At 66.8% G+C, this 18,228-nt stretch carries 17 protein-coding genes; 15 read left to right on the top strand and 2 right to left on the bottom strand.

Annotated elements, in window-relative coordinates; genetic code table 11:
• Positions 1 to 13: 13 nt before the first annotated feature.
• Positions 14 to 331 carry a quaternary ammonium compound efflux SMR transporter SugE gene (sugE, locus tag HV793_RS29790; RefSeq protein WP_013392803.1) on the bottom strand — a complete coding sequence of 106 codons (318 nt, stop codon included), beginning with the start codon at positions 329 to 331 and terminating at the stop codon, positions 14 to 16.
• Positions 332 to 539: 208 nt separating this feature from the next.
• Here sugE and panD point away from each other — a divergent pair, with 208 nt between their 5' ends.
• The 14 genes from panD (at position 540) to HV793_RS29720 (ending at position 16,859) form a co-directional block, all read left to right on the top strand.
• Positions 540 to 908: an aspartate 1-decarboxylase gene (gene panD, locus HV793_RS29785; RefSeq protein WP_013392804.1), complete on the top strand. Its 369-nt coding sequence runs from the start codon at positions 540 to 542 to the stop codon at positions 906 to 908.
• A 63-nt stretch (positions 909 to 971) separates the two neighbouring features.
• Complete coding sequence (locus HV793_RS29780) at positions 972 to 2,024, top strand: CDP-6-deoxy-delta-3,4-glucoseen reductase (protein WP_175214390.1); 1,053 nt, start codon at positions 972 to 974, stop codon at positions 2,022 to 2,024.
• 180 nt (positions 2,025 to 2,204) lie between these two features.
• On the top strand, positions 2,205 to 3,461 hold the full coding sequence (locus HV793_RS29775) for a D-amino acid dehydrogenase (RefSeq protein WP_054458692.1): 1,257 nt from the start codon (positions 2,205 to 2,207) through the stop codon (positions 3,459 to 3,461).
• A 4-nt stretch (positions 3,462 to 3,465) separates the two neighbouring features.
• Positions 3,466 to 4,806, top strand: coding sequence for an extracellular solute-binding protein (locus tag HV793_RS29770; protein WP_054458690.1), 1,341 nt, complete (start codon positions 3,466 to 3,468; stop codon positions 4,804 to 4,806).
• 190 nt (positions 4,807 to 4,996) lie between these two features.
• Positions 4,997 to 5,878 carry a TrbG/VirB9 family P-type conjugative transfer protein gene (locus tag HV793_RS29765; RefSeq protein WP_175214389.1) on the top strand — a complete coding sequence of 294 codons (882 nt, stop codon included), beginning with the start codon at positions 4,997 to 4,999 and terminating at the stop codon, positions 5,876 to 5,878.
• Entirely contained in the window at positions 5,875 to 7,461 is a 1,587-nt protein-coding gene (locus HV793_RS29760) for a type II secretion system protein GspD (protein ID WP_175162555.1), read from the top strand. The genes HV793_RS29765 and HV793_RS29760 overlap by 4 nt, the downstream gene beginning before the upstream one ends.
• Before the next feature lie 2 nt (positions 7,462 to 7,463).
• The gene (locus HV793_RS29755; protein WP_225596986.1) at positions 7,464 to 8,786 is read left to right on the top strand and encodes a hypothetical protein; all 1,323 of its coding nucleotides are present in this window, start codon (positions 7,464 to 7,466) and stop codon (positions 8,784 to 8,786) included.
• On the top strand, positions 8,773 to 9,270 hold the full coding sequence (locus HV793_RS29750; protein ID WP_119450753.1) for a hypothetical protein: 498 nt from the start codon (positions 8,773 to 8,775) through the stop codon (positions 9,268 to 9,270). The genes HV793_RS29755 and HV793_RS29750 overlap by 14 nt, the downstream gene beginning before the upstream one ends.
• The gene (locus tag HV793_RS29745) at positions 9,267 to 11,018 is read left to right on the top strand and encodes an ATPase, T2SS/T4P/T4SS family (RefSeq protein WP_175214388.1); all 1,752 of its coding nucleotides are present in this window, start codon (positions 9,267 to 9,269) and stop codon (positions 11,016 to 11,018) included. The genes HV793_RS29750 and HV793_RS29745 overlap by 4 nt, the downstream gene beginning before the upstream one ends.
• Positions 11,011 to 12,147 carry a general secretion pathway protein gene (locus HV793_RS29740; protein WP_225590554.1) on the top strand — a complete coding sequence of 379 codons (1,137 nt, stop codon included), beginning with the start codon at positions 11,011 to 11,013 and terminating at the stop codon, positions 12,145 to 12,147. Before HV793_RS29745 ends, HV793_RS29740 begins: the two co-directional genes overlap by 8 nt.
• 61 nt (positions 12,148 to 12,208) lie before the next feature.
• Positions 12,209 to 12,829 carry a type 4 pilus major pilin gene (locus HV793_RS29735; RefSeq protein ID WP_175214387.1) on the top strand — a complete coding sequence of 207 codons (621 nt, stop codon included), beginning with the start codon at positions 12,209 to 12,211 and terminating at the stop codon, positions 12,827 to 12,829.
• 44 nt (positions 12,830 to 12,873) lie between these two features.
• The gene (locus HV793_RS29730; protein ID WP_233564563.1) at positions 12,874 to 13,884 is read left to right on the top strand and encodes a type II secretion system protein; all 1,011 of its coding nucleotides are present in this window, start codon (positions 12,874 to 12,876) and stop codon (positions 13,882 to 13,884) included.
• Positions 13,885 to 13,965: 81 nt separating this feature from the next.
• Positions 13,966 to 16,590 carry an alanine--tRNA ligase gene (gene alaS / locus HV793_RS29725; RefSeq protein ID WP_054458677.1) on the top strand — a complete coding sequence of 875 codons (2,625 nt, stop codon included), beginning with the start codon at positions 13,966 to 13,968 and terminating at the stop codon, positions 16,588 to 16,590.
• Positions 16,590 to 16,859 (top strand): sulfurtransferase TusA family protein, encoded by a 270-nt coding sequence (locus HV793_RS29720; protein WP_119450750.1) that lies wholly within the window; start codon positions 16,590 to 16,592, stop codon positions 16,857 to 16,859. Before alaS ends, HV793_RS29720 begins: the two co-directional genes overlap by 1 nt.
• A 71-nt stretch (positions 16,860 to 16,930) precedes the next feature.
• Here the strand turns inward: HV793_RS29720 and HV793_RS29715 are convergent, their stop codons facing one another.
• Complete coding sequence (locus tag HV793_RS29715; RefSeq protein ID WP_054458674.1) at positions 16,931 to 17,512, bottom strand: hypothetical protein; 582 nt, start codon at positions 17,510 to 17,512, stop codon at positions 16,931 to 16,933.
• 423 nt (positions 17,513 to 17,935) lie between these two features.
• On the opposite strand from HV793_RS29715, the gene rpsP reads away from it, so the two are divergent.
• Positions 17,936 to 18,196: a 30S ribosomal protein S16 gene (gene rpsP / locus HV793_RS29710; protein WP_054458672.1), complete on the top strand. Its 261-nt coding sequence runs from the start codon at positions 17,936 to 17,938 to the stop codon at positions 18,194 to 18,196.
• The last annotated feature ends 32 nt before the right edge of the window (positions 18,197 to 18,228 follow it).

Below are 18,228 nucleotides of genomic sequence, written 5' to 3'. Positions count from 1 at the left end.
CGCCGCCGGGGCCTTAGGCCGAGGACAGCTTCAGGCCCACCAGGCCGAGCACGATGAGGGCGACGCTGGCGATGCGCATCCAGCTGGTGGATTCGCCGAACAGCACGATGCCGGCCACGAAGGCGCCGATCGTGCCGATGCCTACCCACACCGCATAGGCCGTGCCCAGGGGCAGGGATTTCATGGCGACCGCCAGCAGCCAGACGCTGATGGCCATGCCTCCCGCGGTGATGGCCGAAGGCCAGAAACGGGTGAATCCGTGGGTGTATTTCAGGCCTACGGCCCAGACGATTTCAAACAGGCCTGCGAGTACCAGGATGATCCAGGTCATTACGACTCCTACCTTGTGCTGCCGGCGTGTCGCCGGCGCGAGGGGCCGTCCCCAGAATCAAACGCGCCAGCCTAGTCGCCGCGCGCGGCAGCGGGCCGTCCCGCTGCGGCAAAAATTATAGAATACCGGGTTCATACGGCAAAACCGGGTGCCGGGCATCACTCTTGCAACACTTCGCGTTCCGGGCCGCGAAACCAGGATATTTATCATGCAACGCATCATGCTGCGGGCAAAACTGCACCGCGTCACGGTCACCGAAGCCGACCTCCACTACGAGGGGTCTTGCGGCATCGACGAAGACTTGCTGGACGCTGCCGGCATGCGCGAGTTCGAACGCATCGAGCTCTATAACGTCACCAACGGTGAACGTTTCGACACCTACATCATCAAGGCGGCCCGCGGCAGCGGCGCCATCTCCTTGAACGGCGCCGCCGCGCGCCGCGCCCAGGTCGGCGACCTGATGATCATCTGCACCTACGGCCCGATGTCCGAGGCCGACTCGGCCACGCACAAGCCGCTGGTGGTGCTGGTGGACGACGCCAACCGCGTCAAGGAAATCCGCAAGTTCCCGGCCTGAGGCCGGGCCGGGCGGAGCGCCTCGCGAACGAGGCGCTCCGCTAACACCCTGAACCGTTTCATCATGAGCTTCCAGGTCATCATCCAACCCAGCCAGCATCAATTCCCGGTCGAACCCGGCCAGACCGTGCTCGATGGCGCGCTGGCCGCTGGCATCGTCCTGCCGTACAGCTGTCGCAACGGCGCCTGCTCCACCTGCAAGGGCCGCGTGGTGTCCGGGGAGTTCGACGCGGGGCAGTATCCCGCGCAGATTCTTTCGCCCGAGGAACTGGCCGGCGGCTACACGTTGTTCTGCCAGGCCCGGCCTGAATCCGACATGGTGGTCGAATCCACCGAAGTCCGCCTGGCCAGCGATATCCAGATCCGCAAGCTGCCTTCGCGCGTGCAGGCGCTGGAACGCGTGGCCCCGGACGTCACCGTGATCAAGCTGCAGTTGCCCGCCTCCGAGCAGTTCCGCTACTACGCCGGCCAGTACATCGAAGTCATCCTGAAGGACGGCCGCCGGCGCAGCTATTCGATGGCCGGCGCGCCCCACACCGGCAGCCCGCTTGAACTGCACATCCGGCATATGCCCGGCGGCGTGTTCACCGACCACGTGTTCGGCGCCGGCGACACGCAGATGAAAGAGCGTGAGATCCTGCGCCTGGAAGGGCCGTTCGGTTCCTTCTTCCTGCGTGAAGACAGCGACAAGCCAGTCGTGCTCCTGGCCAGCGGCACGGGCTTTGCCCCGGTCAAGGCCATTGTCGAGCACATGATCCACAACAACATCAAGCGCCCCGTGGCGCTGTATTGGGGCGGACGCCGTCCGCGCGACCTCTACATGGACGCGCTGGCCCAATCGTGGACCGGCATGCTGCCCGATTTCCGCTACGTGCCGGTAGTCTCCAATGCCGTACAGGAAGACGGCTGGACCGGGCGCACCGGCTTTGTCCACGAAGCCGTCATGCAGGACATCGTCGACCTGTCGGGCCATCAGGTCTATGCCTGCGGCACGCCACTGATGGTGGACGCCGCAAGGCGCGAATTCAGCGCCCAGAACGGCTTGCCGCCCGAAGAGTTCTACGCCGACGCCTTCACGTCCGAAGCGGACCTGGCCAAGGCTGCAACCCAGTCTTGAGTAACAGGGCATGAGCGAATCGGGGTGGAACGAGCGGGCCTGGAAAGGTTTGTGACTTCCGCCCCTTTTTATTCCATAGGCGCGGGCAAAGCGCCGGGGTAAACTGCCGGGCAGCAGCTTGCCATGGGGCGCGGACATCGGGTCGGCGGACCGAGCTGGCACGCAAGGAGCAATGCGGGCATGAAAGTAGCGGTATTGGGTGGCGGCATCATCGGAATCTCCAGCGCCTGGTGGCTGAACCAGGCCGGCCATGACGTCGTCGTCATAGATCGCTGCACCGGTCCCGCCCAGGAAACCAGTCTGGCCAATGGCGCGCAGATCTCGGTCTCCTACGCCGAACCCTGGGCCAATCCCCAAGCCCCGCTCAAGCTGCTCAAATGGATGTTCCAGGACGACGCCCCGCTGCTGTTCCGTCCGCAACTGGACTGGCGGCAATGGATGTGGGGGCTGGCGTTCCTGCGCGAGTGCCTGCCCAGCCGCCTGGCTCCCAATATCCGCGCCATGGTCCGCATGGCGGAATACAGCCGCGCGACCCTGCGCAGCATGCGCGCTGAACTGGGCATCCAATACGATCACCTGGAACGCGGCATCCTCAATTTCTACCGCGATCCGCACGAATTCGAAAACTCGCAGCGCGCCGCGGGCCTGATGCGCGACTTCGGCGTGGAACGCCGTGTGGTATCGACCGACGAGGTCATCGCCATCGAGCCCGCGCTGGCGCCGCACCGCCAGACCATCGTCGGCGGCGATTACACGCCCGAGGACGAGAGCGGCGACGTGCACCTGTTCACCGTGGCCCTGGCCGAGCGTTGCGCCCGGGCCGGCGTCGAATTCCGCTACAGCACGCGCGCCACGCGCCTGCTGACCACCGGCGGCACGGTGCAAAGCGTCGAGATCATCGAACCCGATGGCCGTTACGGCGCCTTGTCGGCCGACGCCTACGTCGTGGCGATGGGCAGTTTCAGCCCCTACCTGCTGCGGCCGCTGGGCGTGCCCTGCAACGTCTATCCGGCCAAGGGCTATTCCGCGACTTTCCCGGTGATCAAGCCGGACGCCACGCCCACGGTCAGCCTGACGGACAGCAGCCACAAGGTGGTTTTCTCGCGCCTGGGCGACCGCCTGCGCATGGCCGGAACCGCCGAGCTGTCGGGCTATTCCCGCAGCCTGAACACCGGACGTTGCGAAGCCATGACCCGCTTGGCGCGCGAACTTTTTCCCGACGCGCTCGATTTCGAGCGCGTCAGTTATTGGTCGGGCTTGCGCCCGTCCACTCCCTCGAACGTGCCCATCATCGGCCGCAGCCGTATCCCCAACCTGTACGTCAACACAGGACACGGTACGCTCGGCTGGACGATGGGCGTTGGCTCGGGCCGGGCATTGGCCGATCTGCTCAGCGGTAGGCGGCCGGAACCGGAATTTCCTTTTCTTGGTCTGTGAACCTATGAAGAATCTGCAATTGGCGGGCGTTGCCCGCGCGATGTTCGCCAGCCGGCGCGCATGGTTGTTCGGCGCCGCCATGGCGATGGCGGGTGCGGCGAATGCCGCCGCGGTCGAGATCCAGGTCTGGCACACGCTGACCGACGCAAACAAGGCCGAGTTCGAAAAGCTCGCCAAGCAATACAACAAGGAGCAGGACGAGGTCCGCGTGACGCTGCGCGGCTTCGCCTCGCCCAGCGCGCTGGAACAGGAAGCCGTCACGGCGGTCAAGGCCAAGAAGGGCCCGAACCTGCTGCAGTTGACCGATAACCATTCGCCTGAAGTCGTCGCCCAGCACAAGGCCGTGCTGCCGCTGTACGAACTGCTGGCCAAGTACCCGATCAAGGACCTGAACTGGTTCGTGCCGGCCACCAGCAGCTTCACGCGCGACAGCAAGGGCCGCCTGCTGGCCTTCCCCTGGATGGCCGAAGTGCCGGTGATGTTCTACAACACCGCCGCCTACAAGAAGGCCGGCCTGGATCCCAACAAGCCCGCGCGCACGTGGACCGCTCTGCAAGGCGAGCTGCTGAAGCTGCGCGACGTGGCGGATATTGACTGCCCCTACGCCTCCAGCGACCAGGTCACGGTCCACCTGGAGAACCTGGCGCCGATCAACAACCAGCAGTTCACCAGCAACAACAACGGGCTGGACGCGGTCACCAAGAAGTCGGCCGCGCCGGCCATGCAGTTCGACACGCTTTACATGCGCCACATCTCGCTGATGGTCAGCTGGAAGCGTTCGCTGCTGTTCATGGCGCATTCGGGCGACAACGCCAGCGACAAGCTGTTCGCCAAGGGTGAATGCGCTGTGCTGACCGCCAACACCGGCGCGTTCGGCCAGTTCCTCAACACCAAGTCGCTGTCCTTCGGCGTGGCGCCGCTGCCTTACTACGAGCAGGCCACCAAGGACGGTGGCAAGCCCTTCGTGAGCGGTTCGGCGCTGTGGGCGCTGGAAGGCCATCCCCAAGCCGAGGAAAAGGCCACCGCCCAGTTCCTGGCCTGGCTGTCCAAGCCTGTCATCGCCGCGGAATGGCACCAGCGCACCGGCTACCTGCCCTTGACCGAGGCCGCTTTCCGCGCCTCGGACGTGTCGTTCTATAACCGCATTCCGGGCGTCCAGGCGCTGATTGCCTCCATGCGCACCAACCCCACGGCAAACAGCCGCGGTTTCCGCATGGCCAACTACACGCGCATCGAGCCCGTGCTGAACCAGCAACTGAACGATGCCTTCGAAGGCAAGGTGCCGCCGGTGGCGGCGCTGAACAACGCCGCCACCCAGGCACGCAGCATCGCGGCGCAACGCTGATCCAGGCAGGCGGCGCAGACGCCGCCGAATCCTGATGCAAACCCGGTCCCTGGACCGGGTTTTTTTTCGTCCGTCCGCCGCGCGACCAAACCATCCATGCGTACATGCCAGTCTGGTGACGCTGGGGCCGCTCATCCACCATGCCTCTCATGCGTATCGATTCCGGTGCGCCTTTTGCTCGCGGTGAGGCATGGTTCGTTTCTTCTTTCTGGCGGCAGGGCTGTCCTGCCTGGGGGCCTGCACAGGGGCCGGCAAGAGTCCGGCCGCAACTTCATGGGAAGCCTCGCGGCAGGCGGCCCAAGGCTTCCGCTTCGATTGGCAATTGTCCGGCGATCCCTCGGTTGCGCCCATGCAGGTGTTCGACGACGGCAAGGAAACCTGGCTGCAATTCGCGCCGGGCCAGCCGCTCCCGGCGATTTTCGGCGTAGGCAGCGACGGCGAGCGCGCCTTGCCCTACTTGCGGCGCGACCCCTATGTCGTGCTGGCGGGAGGGTGGAGCGGGCTGCTGTTTCGCGGCGGGCGTCTGAGCGCCCGCGCGCAGCGCCTGCAACCGGTCGCCGACGCCCGGGCGGAGAGCAGGCCGCAGGATGAGCCTGCGCCGCTGGCGCCAGCCGTCGTGGCTGAGCGCATCGGTCCGGCGCGGCCCACCGAACCGGCGCTGCCCGCCATCGGCGCGCTGCAAGCCGCCGGGCCGTTGGCGGGCGCGGCTCCCGCCGCGGGCGTTGCGTCGGCCCCGGCCGCCGGCGTCGCATCGGCGCCGGTCTCAGCGCCGCAGCCCGTCTACCGCGCGGCGCCGCCGGACGCCACGCTGCGTGCCGTGCTGGCGCGCTGGTCGGATCTGGCGGGCTGGACCTTCCAGCCGCAGCACTGGGCCGTGGACGTGGACATTCCCTTGTCGGCAACGGCCGAATTCTCCGGCGACTTCAAGTCGGCCGTGCGCGAACTGCTGGGCGCCACGGAACTCGCCGAAAGGCCCCTGCAGCCATGCTTCTACGGCAACCGGGTCCTGCGCGTGGTGCCATTGGCACAGTCCTGCACGCGCATGGCTGCGCCAGGAGGGGCCGCGACATGATGCGCAAACTGTTCTTGAGTGCGGCGGCCTGCGGAGTATTGGGCGGCTGCGCGGTGTCGCAGCAGGTTGCGGACCAGCGCCGCGCGGCGAACGCGCGTCAAGCCCAGGTGGCCGCCAGCCATCAGGCCTTCACCGAAGGATTGTCGGATCGCGCCAAGCGCGTCGCGGCCCAGGATGTCGCCATGCCTTGGCTTGCCGGCAAACCGCAGCCGCTGGCGCGAGAAGTGGCGCTGCCGCCCGCATTGCGCGAGAACCTGCGGACAACCTTGATACTGGCCGACGACGCCGATCTGCCGATGCTGGCCCAGCGCCTGAGCGCCGCCACCGGCATTGCAGTGCGAGTGCGTCCCGACGCCTTGCTGCCGCTGGAGTTGTTCCTGCCTCGGCTGGCCGTCAATGGCGCATTGTCCGTGCCGGCCCCCGCCAGCCTGGAGATCCGCGCGGGCGCGCAGCCGCTGGCCGACTTGCTCGACACGCTGGCCGCGCGCTTCTCGGTGCATTGGCGCTACGAGCACAACGCGCTCGAGTTCTACCGCACCGAGACTCGTGTGTTTGATTTGCGCGCGCTGTCGCTGAGCAGCAAAGTGGACGTGCGCCTGGGCCGCGAAGGCAGCCCCGAGGGCGAAGGCTTCGAGAGCACGTCCAATACCTCCCTATCGGCGGGACAGCATGACGCGATGGCCGTCCTGCGCGCCAACATCGTGCCGTTCCTCACACGTTCCGGCGTGGTCGCCGAAGCGGTCGAGGGCTCCACTTCGATTGTCGTCACGGATACGCCCGAAGCGCTCGAGCGCGTCGCCCGCTACCTCGAGCGCGAGAACAAGGCGCTGACCCGTCGGGTGCGGCTGGTGTTCGAGGAAATCACGGTCGTTGCCAACGACGCCGTTTCGGGCGGCATCGACTGGAACATCGTCTACGCCGCGGCGGGAGCGGCGGCGCGGTTGTCGGTGCCTGGAGCCGGATCGGGCGGGGGCAGCCTGGAGGCTTCCGCGGCCAGGGGGCCATACCAAGGCTCTCAGGCCATCATCTCCGCGCTCAGCACCATGGGCGCGGTCGTGCGGCACAACAAGGTGCCCATCCTGACCCTGAACCGTCGTCCGGTTACGCATGCGGTAAGAACGACATTCAGCTACATCGACCGGGTGCAGAGCACTGCGGTCCCAGGCACCACGGCGGGGGGCGCCAACGGTACGCTGCCCGCGGTATCCATCAGCCAGAAGGAAGAAACGGTAGGTTCGTTCCTGACGCTGTTGCCGGACATCCAGGAGGACGGCCAGATCCTGTTGTCGCTGGCCTACGACAACGCGGTTGCCCAGCCCCTGAAGACCATCACGTTCGGCGAGCGCGGCAACCAGGTGCAGGTCCAGCAGGTCACGATCGACGGCAACGGCACGGTGCAGCAGGTCGAGCTGCGCCCCGGCCAGCCCATTATCGTTTCCGGTTTCGACCGCGGCCAGGAACAGCATGACCGCCAGCGGCTTGCGCCGAGTCTGCCGCTCATCACTGGCGGCCTGGACAGCGCCGCCTCGGAACGCACGACAACCCTGGTACTGGTAACCGCCCAGGTCGAGGAAGGGTACTAGGCATGGAACGCGTCCCTCCCACCTTGTTGCTTGAGGTTCCAGATACTGGCCGCAGCCTGGCGTTCGGCCTGCGCTGGTTCGCCCTGATCGGCTCCAACATTCCCGCGCTGGCCCGTTCGCGCGGGCGCCGCCTGCGGGCCAGCCACTATGTCGTGGGCGGGGCGCCGGCCATGGTGGCCGGCTATGGCCGCGTGCGCTCATCGTGGCGCAGCGGTCCGCGGGCGGGGCGGCGCAGGCAGGGGCACATCCAGGCTGCCGCGCAGTTGTACGCCTTGTTGTATCCGGACGGAGGCCATAGCCTGATCAGCCTGCCGGGCGGCGGGCATTGGCTGGTGGCGGCGCAGCGCGGCACCGTGCTGTCGCAGGCGGACAGGGTATACGCCACGCTCGACGAAGCCTTGCGTGAACAGGCGTTGTTGTGCGCCCGGCGCCCCGCGTTGCAGGCGCGGGACGCCGAGGAGGCCTGGGCCTTGCTGATGCAGGCGGCGGACCCGGCCGCGCAGTTGGTCGTCTTGTCCTCGCGCTGGGCCGAGCTGCCGCTCGCGTTCCGCTTGTTCCTGGCCTGCGTCGTGCTTGCCGCTGTCGCTCCGCCCATATGGGACGGTCTGCCCGCGCTGAGGCCGGACCGCGCATCGCCCGATTCGGCCGCTGCGCAGGACCTCCCGCCGCAGCGGGATCCGCATCTGACCCTGCTGCAAAACACTGTGGCCCACGCTCCCGCCGAAGTTGCACGCTTGCTGGACGGCGTCGGCAGGCTGCCCATACAGGTGCGCGGTTGGGCGCTGAGCCGCGCGCGCTGCCTTGCCGGGGAGCAGGCTTGGAACTGCTCCGCGGTCTATATCAGGGCGCACCCGCAGGCGGCCAACGATGTGCTGCACGCGCTGCGGCCCGCAGGCTGGCAGGTGACATTCCAGCCGCTGGAAGAAGCCACGCTGTCATGGCGCATGGCGTCCTCGCCGGTGATGCTTGCGGACCTGGCGCTGCCCTCATCGCTGCAGGTCGATACCGGGCTGATCGCTGCGCTGCAACGCATGCGGGCGGCGTTTACGTCGGTGATCCTCGCGGCCGCGTTGCCGCTGCCGTTGCCAGTGCAGTCTCAACCCGTCGCGGGCCAAATCGACGCCCCGATGCCGTTGCAACCTGCCATTCGCAGCCGCGCCATCACCTTGCGGGGACCGCTGCGTTCCTTCGCGCTTCTGGACGGTGCCGTCGCGGCGGCCAGATGGTCCCGCCTGTCGCTGGACATCCAGGCGCAACCCCGGCCCACATTGGTTTCCAGCACGCTGGTAGCCGAACTACAGGGAGAACTTTATGAACAGGAATAGGGGCGCCGCCACGCGCCCGAATCCCGCGGCAGGATTCATCGGGCGTCTGCTCTTGTCGGCCGCTTTGGTTCCGGCCGCTCATGGCCAACCGTCACCGCAAAGCGCCGACGAACCGCGGCCCTGGCCAGAGACGGAAACCGTGCGCGCCTTGCTACGCGCGGATGCTGCGGCCGCCCTGGCGGACTGCCGCGTCCCCGGTCTGTGCCGTCCCGGACCCGAGTCCGTGGCGCAGGCGACGCCGCCGGCCAGGGCATCGGACGATATCCGGGTGATGGCGATCTTCGGCCTCGCGCGCCGCTTGAGCGCCGATATCGCCGTCAATGGCGCCGTGCTCCGCTACCAGGCGGGCAGGGGCGAACCCGTCGCGGGAGCTGTCGATGGCCGCGCCTATCAGCTGCTAGCCATCGACGACAGTTGCGTAAGGCTGCGCCGCGGCGATACCGAACGCACCGCCTGCGTCGATGCGGGCAGGGGGCGGCCATGACTGTGCATGCCGTGCCGTCCGTCGCGGCGCATCGCGCGGTGGCGCTTTCCTCGGCGGCGGCTTGGGAGCCGCCTCAGCTTCAAACAGCCGACGACATCGCCCGTCTGCAGCCCGCGTTCGCGCGTGCGCTGGGGCGCGATTTCGACCTTGCGGCGCTCGCGGGCAGGCTGTGCCCCGTGTTGCTCGAAAGCGGCGAGGTCGCCGTGTTCGCGGTCAAGGATTACACGGAGGGCGACCAGATCGAAGAGGTCGAGCGCATGGTGCGGGCGCGCGGTTACCGGCTGGCGCAAGTGCCGCGCTATCAGTTGCCCGCGCCGCTGCTGCTGATGATCGCACGCGGCCAGCTGGCGGAGCCAGCGTGCGCCGGGCGCGGCAAGGAGCGGCAGGAAGAGCGCGCCTCGGCCCTCGCCGCAATGTTCCTGGATATCGTGCGCTGGGGCGTGGCGCAAGGAGCGAGCGACGTGCACATCAACGTCAACCGGCGGCGCGCTGCCTGCGAGATCCGCTACACCATCGGTGGGGAATACGTCAGTACGGAACGCTTTGCGGGCCTGTCCAATGCGACGCTGCTGGAGGTCCTGGCGGTGGCCTGGATGGATGTCAGGGGAGGCAACGGCGCGGTGTTCGACCCGGCGCTGGAGCAGCAAGGGCGCATCGGGCTGGACATCGATGGCGTGCCTATCGTGCTGCGCTGGGCCTCGTTGGCCGCCGATGCCGGACCCTCGGTCTGCTTGCGCATCTTGCGGCTGGACGCGACCGCCAACGCCGATCTCCTCGCGTTGGGCTATCTGCCCACGCAGGTCGAAACGCTGGCGCGGGCGCGCGAACGCGAGGGCGGGGCCATCGTGCTGGCGGGCGTGGTTGGCTCCGGCAAGTCAACCACCATCGCGACGCTGATGCGGGGCATCGCGCCCACGCGCAAGGCCATCACGCTGGAAGATCCGGTCGAATACGTCATCGACAACGCCTTGCAGAATACCCTGGGAGGCGCTTTGGCCGAATCCGCCTGGCCCGCGTTCGACGCCAAGCTCAAGACCATCAAGCGCTCGGCGATGAACGATCTGCTGATCGGCGAGATCCGGGACGCCGATACCGGCCGTGCGTTCATGGATCTGGCCGGCTCGGGCGTCAGCCTGTACACCACCACCCACGCCGCGGGCGCCGTGCTGATACCCGAACGCCTGGCGTCGGATTCGATCGGCGTGTCGCGCGATTTTCTGGCTACGCCAGGCATCCTCAAGTTGCTGGTCTACCAGACCTTGCTGCCGCGCTTGTGCAGCCATTGCTCGCTGCCCGTGGACAGTCTGTGGTCCAGATCCGCCGGGAGCGGTAAACGTCCCGAATGGCAGGCATGGTTGAAACGGTTGCAGCATGAGTTCCTGCTGGATCCTGGCGCGCTCCGGGTCAGGAATGCCGCAGGTTGCAGCGCTTGCAGGCGCCCGCAATTGCCTGAGTTGAACGGCATCGCAGGCCGTAGCGTGGCGGCGGAAATGCTCGAGCCCGAGCGCGTCGACGGCTTTCTTGAGCGGGTGCGTACGCGCGATAACGTGGGGCTCAAGCGTCAGGCCGAGGCCGCCGGGCCCACCGCCTGGCGCAGCGAGGCCGCGCGCGGCGCGCTAGCGCGGGACTGCGCCCTGTACAAGGTCAGCCGTGGCGAGGTCGATCCCCGCGTGCTGCTGCGCCGCTTCGACTTTCCAGCAGTCTTGCCTGCGCAGAGCGCTGGACCCGGCGGGGGCGGCCATGGCTGAGCCGCTGTTGGCGCGACCCTTCCTCGGCCTGCCTTCGGGTCGCACGCTGTCGCTGCGCCTGGACGCGCTGCGCTTTCGTGCGGGGCGAGCGGACTACTACGAGTATCTGGCCGACCTGGTCGAAGGAACGCAGGGCCGTAAGAATTTGCGCGACGTCTTCGAGGACGATGCGCGCCGTCATGGCGAGGATACCGTGCGCGGCCGGCTGTCGAGGCATTGGGCGGGCATGTATCTGGAGGCCGGCGGCGATCTGGGCGTGGCCTGGACGGACACGCTGCCGTCCAGCGAATGCGTGCTGCTCAGCTGCGTGCAGGAAGAAGGCGGCGATCTGTCCGCCGCGTTGCGGGACGTGGCAAGGGCTGTACGGCTGGCGTCGGATGCGTGGCTGGCGCTGGTCTCGGCCGCGGCGGCGGGCCTTGCGGCGGCAGCCGTCGCATTCGCCTTGCTGTGCGCCATTCCTTTTTTCAGCGTGCCGCGCTTGCAGCAGGTGTTCCAGGCCGTGCCGGCGGAGGAGTACGGCCGCATGACCCGCGCGCTGTTCGCGCTGTCCCAAGGCCTGAGGCAATGGCTGGCCTTGTGGCTGGTGCTGTTGTTGGGCCTGGCCTTGCTGTGCCTATGGTCGCTGCCGCGCTACACGGGCGCTGCGCGGCCGCGGCTGGACCGCTGGCTGCTCTGGAGGCTCTACCGCGATTTTCACGCCATCCGCTTTCTTGCGTTGCTGGCCGTGCTGGTCAGGCAGCACGGCGCGGCCGACACCCGCCTCAGGCGAGCCCTGGCCGTGCAGGCCCGGGATACGGTTCCCTGGATGCATGCGCATCTGCTGGACATGCTGGGACGGATAGACGGCGGCCAGACGGGGCCGGAGATTTTCGGCACAGGGCTGCTGGACGCGGATACCTGGTGGTACATGGCCGACATGATGGACGCTCTGGGCATGGAGGCCGGGCTTGCGCAGGTGCGGCTGCGCGTCGAGTCGCGCCTGCTGGCGCGGGTGCGTCGTCAAGCGTCGGTGTTGCGCTGGGCATTGCTGCTCACGTCCGTGGCCGGCGTGCTGGGCATCACGCTCTGGCATTACGCCGTGATCGACGAACTGCGCCAGGCGTTGACCAATTTCTATGCAAGCCAATAGGGGCTGCATCAGGCATGCGGCGCTTATCCGCCTGCGTGCTTTTTTCACGAGGAGAGCAAGCATGCACCAAGTCCACGCAGTCCCGTTACGCGCCAAGCGGCAGCGGGGCTTTTCATTGATGGAGGTGTCCATCGTCACCGCCATCGTCCTGTTGATCGCGATCGTTGGCATTCCGGCCATTGGCGCCTATGTCGTGGAGAACAAGGTTCCCAAAGTGGGCGAGGAATTGCAGCGTTTCATCGCCAGCATGAAGACCAATGCGCAAGGCGGCGGGGTCACGCCCTATGCCGGTCTGGACACGGGCGCCATGGCCAATGCGCTGCGGGAATCCAGCGTCCTGGCCGTCGACGGGACAGGGGGCGCGGCGCGCATTGCCCATGGCTTGGGCGGCAGCGGCGTCGGAGGCAATGGGGTGGTCGAGGTCGCCGCCGCCTCGTTTGGCAGCGCGGGGCAGGGTTCCGCATTCTCCATCAAGCTGACCAACGTCAGCCAGGCAGCATGCCCGTCGCTCGCCTCGGTGCTGCAACGGATGTCCGAGACCATCTCGATAGGCGGCGGGGGAGGCGGCCTCCGGGTCGTGAAGGATGCGTTCGCGACGCCCAGCGTGCCCTACCGCGCGGCCTTGGCTCAGGCCCAATGCAGCCCGGGCGACGTCAACACCTTTGTGTTCCTCGCAAAATGAGCCGGCTCGCGCGTATCCCGGCTGCTCGATCGCAGCGTGTTGCCGTGCGGCTGCGACAACGCGGCTTTTCGTTGCCGGGCTTGGTGGTGGCGCTGGCCTTGAGCGCCATGGCGGCCATCTGGGCCTCAGGCCAGGTGGTGCAGCGGATCGAAGATGCCGCTGCCCGTGCCGCCGGCGTATGGCTGACGCAGATCCGCCTGGCGGTAACGGCGGTGCTGGCGCGGCACTCCACCATCCTCGCCCAAGGAGACGTGCCCCGCAGCGAACAGGGGAGTCCGCTGTTCGCGGATCCACTGGCGCCCACCGTGGGTGAATTGCGCGGACTGGGGCTGTTGCCCGCCGATTTTCCCGACCGTTCCGCCCTGGGCTTCTCGGCTCAGATCCGGATCGCGCGCTCGCAGGCGTGCCCTGGCGAACGTTGCCGGATGGACGGACTGGTCTACAGCGCCACGCCTCTGATCAAAACGGGGACGCAAACGCCGGATCTGACCGCCATCGCCGCCGTGATCGATGCCGCTGGCGGCTACGCCGGGGCGGTGTGGCCGGCGACGCCGGGTCTGGTGCGCGGCGCGGCATTCAGTTTCGCCAATCCCCTGGCGTCCGGCGGGCCGGCCTATGCGCCGGGCACGCTCGCCCTGTGGGCGGGAGCCGGGACCGGCGGGCCGGATCTGGAGCGCTATGTCCGGATACGGGATACGCGCGATCCGCAGCTGCAGGGTGAACTGAGCGTTGCATCCTCGGCGCAGGTCGGCTCCTATCTGACGGTCGGCGCGCGCGCCAGCGTGGGGCAGTCATGTGGCGTCTCGTCCGGCACCATAGCCACCTCGGCACAGGGGGAACTGCTGACCTGCCAGTCCCAGGTCTGGGCACCGGCAAGCGGCGGCTTCGGCGGGGCGTTCAGCCTCAATTTCCCGTTTGGTTGCAACCGTTCCACAGTGAATCCCCGCACCGGCGCTTGCTCCTGCCCTGGCGGCTATACGCCCGTGGCAGTTTCCGGGCGGGACGACTGGAACGAGGCGATGGGCCGGACCACAGGTTACGTCTGCGTGCGCTGAGGCTGCCGTGCGGCCTCTTTTCCTGGGATGCCCGCCAACCCTCTATAATCAAAAATTCGCCTAAATTCTGCTTCGCCCACGATGAAATCCTCCGAGATTCGCCAGCAGTTTCTGCAATTCTTCAAGTCCAAGGGACACACCATTGTTCCCTCGTCGTCGCTCGTCCCCGGCAACGACCCGACCTTGCTCTTCACCAATTCGGGCATGGTCCAGTTCAAGGACGTCTTCACGGGCAAGGAATCGCGGTCCTATACGCGCGCCACGTCGTCGCAGCGCAGCGTGCGCGCCGGCGGCAAGCACAATGACCTGGAGAACGTGGGCTACACCGCCCGCCACCATACGTTCTTCGAAATGCTGGGCAATTTCAGCTTCGGCGACTACTTCAAGCGCGACGCCATCCAGTACGCCTGGGAGCTGTTGACCCAGGTCTACAAGCTGCCCGCCGAGAAGCTCTGGGTCACCGTCTACCAGGAAGACGACGAAGCCTACGACATCTGGGCCAAGGAAGTCGGCGTGCCGACCGAGCGCATCATCCGCATCGGCGACAACAAGGGCGCGCGCTACGCCTCGGACAACTTCTGGCAGATGGCGGACACCGGTCCTTGCGGCCCGTGCTCGGAAATCTTCTATGACCACGGTCCTGAAATCTGGGGCGGCCCCCCGGGATCGCCCGAGGAAGACGGCGACCGCTACATCGAGATCTGGAACCTGGTTTTCATGCAGTTCGAACGCGATGCCGCCGGCAATATGCCGCGCCTGCCGCGTCCCTGTGTTGATACCGGCATGGGCCTGGAACGCATCGCCGCCGTGCTGCAAGGCGTGCATTCCAACTACGAAATCGATCTGTTCCAGCACTTGATCGCCGCCGCTGCGCGCGAAACCGGCATCAAGAACCTGGAAGACAATTCGCTCAAGGTCATCGCCGACCACATCCGCGCCTGCTCGTTCCTGATCGTCGACGGCGTGATTCCCAGCAACGAAGGCCGCGGCTATGTGCTGCGCCGCATCGTCCGCCGCGCGCTGCGCCACGGCTACAAGCTGGGCCAGACCAAGCCGTTCTTCCATCGCCTGGTGCCGGACCTGGTCGCCGAAATGGGCGAGGCCTATCCGGAACTGGCGGCCACGGCCGACCGCGTCGCCCAGGTGCTCAAGCAGGAAGAAGAGCGCTTCGGCGAAACGCTGGAACACGGCATGCGCATCCTCGATTCGGCCCTGGCCAACGTGCCCAAGGGCGGTCAGCTGGACGGCACGACCCTGTTCACGCTGTATGACACCTACGGCTTCCCGGTGGACCTGACGGCCGACATCTGCCGTGAACGCGAAGTGGATGTGGACATGGCCGGCTTCGAGGTCGCCATGGAGCGCCAGCGCGACCAAGCGCGCGCCGCCGGCAAGTTCAAGATGGCCGAAGGCTTGAGCTACGAAGGCGCGGACACGCGCTTCGAAGGCTACGAAAAGCTCGAGCTGGATGGCGTCAAGGTCACGGCCCTGTACGTCGACGGCACGCAGGTGCAGCAGGTCAAGGCGGGCCAGAGCGCGGTCGTCGTGCTGGACGCCACGCCGTTCTACGCGGAGTCGGGTGGGCAGGTTGGGGACACCGGCCTGCTGGAAGCCGACGGCGTGCGTTTCGCCGTGGCCGACACCCTGAAGATCCAGGCCGGCGTTTTCGGCCATCACGGCGAGCTGGAGTCCGGCACGCTGTCCGTGGGCGATACGCTGCTTGCCCGCGTGGACGCCGTCCGCCGCGCCCGCACCGTGCGCAACCACTCGGCCACCCATCTGATGCACAAGGCGCTGCGCCAGGTGCTGGGCGCGCACGTGCAGCAGCGCGGTTCGCTGGTGGATCCGGACAAGACCCGCTTCGACTTCGCCCAGGACGCCCCGCTGACGGCCGAGCAGATCGCGCGCGTCGAAGCCATCGTCAACGCCGAGATCCTGGCCAACCAGCCTACCGTGGCGCAGGTCATGGGCTATGACGACGCGGTCAAGGGCGGCGCCATGGCGCTGTTCGGCGAAAAATACGGCGACACCGTCCGCGTGCTCGATATCGGCTTCTCGCGCGAACTCTGCGGTGGCACGCACGTCAGCCGCACGGGCGACATCGGCCTGTTCAAGATCGTGTCCGAAGGCGGCGTGGCCGCGGGCGTGCGCCGCGTCGAAGCCATCACCGGCGACAACGCGCTGGCCTGGGTGCAGAACCAGAATGCCTTGCTGACCCAGGTTGCCGGCATGCTGCGTAGCACGCCGGCGGATCTGCCGGCGCGCATCGCGCAGGTGCAGGAACAGGTCAAGAGCCTTGAAAAGGATCTGGAACAGTCGCGCAACAAGCTTGCCGCCAGCGCCGGCAACGACCTGGCGACCAGCGCCGCGGTTGAGGTCAAGGGCATCAAGGTCCTGGCTGCCAGCATCGGCGATGTGGACCCCAAGGCCTTGCGCGGCATGGTCGACAACCTCAAGGACCGCCTGAAGCCCGCGGTCGTGCTGCTGGCCACGGGTTCGGCCGACGGCAAGATCAGCGTGGTGGGCGGCGTCACCGCCGACCTGACCGGCCGTGTCAAGGCGGGCGACCTGGTTGGTTTCGTGGCGGCCCAGGTGGGCGGCAAGGGTGGCGGCCGTCCGGACATGGCCATGGGCGGCGGCACCGACCTGGCGGCCTTGCCCGCGGCGATCGCCAGCGTGCAGAAATGGGTGGACGAGCGTCTGTGATGAGCGGCGCGGATACCAGTCTTGATGGCGGCGCGCAGGCGCCGTCCTTCGAGCAGGAAGTCGATGCCAGCGGCTTGACCTGCCCGCTGCCCATCCTGCGCGCCAAGAAGGCCTTGGCGCAGATGGCCAGCGGCGAAGTGCTGCGCGTCATCACCACGGATCGCAACGCAATCCGCGACTTCCAGGCCTTTGCTCGCCAGACGGGCAATGCGCTGGTCGCACAACAGGAGGTCGACGGCCGCGGAGTGCATTTCCTGCGGCGGCGCTGACCGTAGCCAGCAGTACTCCCCATGCGAAAGGCCCGCCGCAAGGCGGGCCTTTCGCATGGGGAGAGTGCCGATTACTTGCGGATGGCGGCGGCGACAGCCCGGGTGATCGTGAAGTCCACCAGATCGCCTTCCTTCAATTGCTGCAGGCGCGCCTGCAAGGCGGGATCCTGGACCTGGATGGTGCGCATGCCCCCTTGCGGTCCCTTCAATGTCACCAGGTTGGCGCTCTTGTTGATGTGCCAGATTTCGGCGGTGATGGTGGTCTGACGCCCGGCTGCGCCGCCGGGCATGGCTCCCTTGGCGTTGCGGGTTGCCGCGGTTTCGGTCTTCACTTCCGGAATGCCGGACCCGGCCGGGCGGACGTCCACAGCCACCGACTCGTAGTAGTCGAGGGTCAGCGTGTCGCCAGGCTTGATCTGCTGGAAGTTGCGGACATTGGGGCCAGCCTGGATGTCCACGCTATTGCCGTTTTCGCCTTGCAGCGTGATGGTCCGGGTGGCTGGATCCACTGCGGTGACCTTGCCGGAGGCGGTCGTCAGGGCGGCGCCCACGACTCGGGCCGAGGCGGCAAGCGGCATGGCCAACGTACCCGCCAGCAAGCCCGCCAGGGCCAGGCGCGCAACAGGGGTGAAGACTGATTTCTGGTTCTTCATGGTGGTGCACCCTCCGGTTAGAGGAAGTTGGGGAAAAAACGCCGAAAAAATGGGGGAGCAGGTGGCCGAAAGGCCGCTCTCAGGGGGATGGTTTGAAGCCGGTGCGGTGGCGGCGCCGTGGGCAGGCGGCAGGGAAGATCAAAGCGCGGGGTCTTGCGTAGGTCGACATAAAACCGATCTCCTCAATCGGGTTATTTCTTCACACGCACTGAGTTCTGACGCACTAAGACAAGCAAGAGAGGGGCAGGGCGGCTACACTTCGAACTGCGGCGCGGGCCCTGGCCCGTGTTTGTAGAATACCCGGATGTGGTGTTTTAGGATACAAATCGCGCCGCTACGCACAATTCAGCACTGCTATTTGCCAGCCGGCCTGTTTAAGTGCTAGAATTTCCCGTTTTTCACAACTAATTCAAGGGATTACCTATGGTGGTGATTCGCCTGGCCCGCGGTGGGTCCAAGAAGCGTCCGTTTTACAACCTGGTGGCCACCGATTCGCGTAACCGTCGCGACGGCCGTTTCATCGAGCGCGTGGGTTTCTACAACCCCGTAGCCAGCGAAGGCACGGAAGCCCTGCGCATTGCGCTGGATCGCGTGCAGCACTGGACCAGCAACGGCGCCCAACTGTCGCCCGCTGTCGAGCGTCTGGTCAAAGAATACTCGGCCAAGGTTTCCGCCGCGGCTTAATTGCCCGCGTCGCAGACCAAGCCCTGAGCTTT

Source organism: Achromobacter aegrifaciens (assembly GCF_902859965.1).
Taxonomy (GTDB): Bacteria; Pseudomonadota; Gammaproteobacteria; order Burkholderiales; family Burkholderiaceae_B; genus Achromobacter; species Achromobacter aegrifaciens.
This window is presented reverse-complemented; position numbering and strand designations above follow the sequence as displayed.

Coding starts and splice junctions, on each gene's coding strand:
- sugE (WP_013392803.1), bottom strand. CDS start 331: ATGACCTGGATCATCCTGGTACTCGCAGGCCTGTTTGAAATCGTCTGG.
- panD (WP_013392804.1), top strand. CDS start 540: ATGCAACGCATCATGCTGCGGGCAAAACTGCACCGCGTCACGGTCACC.
- HV793_RS29780 (WP_175214390.1), top strand. CDS start 972: ATGAGCTTCCAGGTCATCATCCAACCCAGCCAGCATCAATTCCCGGTC.
- HV793_RS29775 (WP_054458692.1), top strand. CDS start 2,205: ATGAAAGTAGCGGTATTGGGTGGCGGCATCATCGGAATCTCCAGCGCC.
- HV793_RS29770 (WP_054458690.1), top strand. CDS start 3,466: ATGAAGAATCTGCAATTGGCGGGCGTTGCCCGCGCGATGTTCGCCAGC.
- HV793_RS29765 (WP_175214389.1), top strand. CDS start 4,997: ATGGTTCGTTTCTTCTTTCTGGCGGCAGGGCTGTCCTGCCTGGGGGCC.
- HV793_RS29760 (WP_175162555.1), top strand. CDS start 5,875: ATGATGCGCAAACTGTTCTTGAGTGCGGCGGCCTGCGGAGTATTGGGC.
- HV793_RS29755 (WP_225596986.1), top strand. CDS start 7,464: ATGGAACGCGTCCCTCCCACCTTGTTGCTTGAGGTTCCAGATACTGGC.
- HV793_RS29750 (WP_119450753.1), top strand. CDS start 8,773: ATGAACAGGAATAGGGGCGCCGCCACGCGCCCGAATCCCGCGGCAGGA.
- HV793_RS29745 (WP_175214388.1), top strand. CDS start 9,267: ATGACTGTGCATGCCGTGCCGTCCGTCGCGGCGCATCGCGCGGTGGCG.
- HV793_RS29740 (WP_225590554.1), top strand. CDS start 11,011: ATGGCTGAGCCGCTGTTGGCGCGACCCTTCCTCGGCCTGCCTTCGGGT.
- HV793_RS29735 (WP_175214387.1), top strand. CDS start 12,209: ATGCACCAAGTCCACGCAGTCCCGTTACGCGCCAAGCGGCAGCGGGGC.
- alaS (WP_054458677.1), top strand. CDS start 13,966: ATGAAATCCTCCGAGATTCGCCAGCAGTTTCTGCAATTCTTCAAGTCC.
- HV793_RS29720 (WP_119450750.1), top strand. CDS start 16,590: ATGAGCGGCGCGGATACCAGTCTTGATGGCGGCGCGCAGGCGCCGTCC.
- HV793_RS29715 (WP_054458674.1), bottom strand. CDS start 17,512: ATGAAGAACCAGAAATCAGTCTTCACCCCTGTTGCGCGCCTGGCCCTG.
- rpsP (WP_054458672.1), top strand. CDS start 17,936: ATGGTGGTGATTCGCCTGGCCCGCGGTGGGTCCAAGAAGCGTCCGTTT.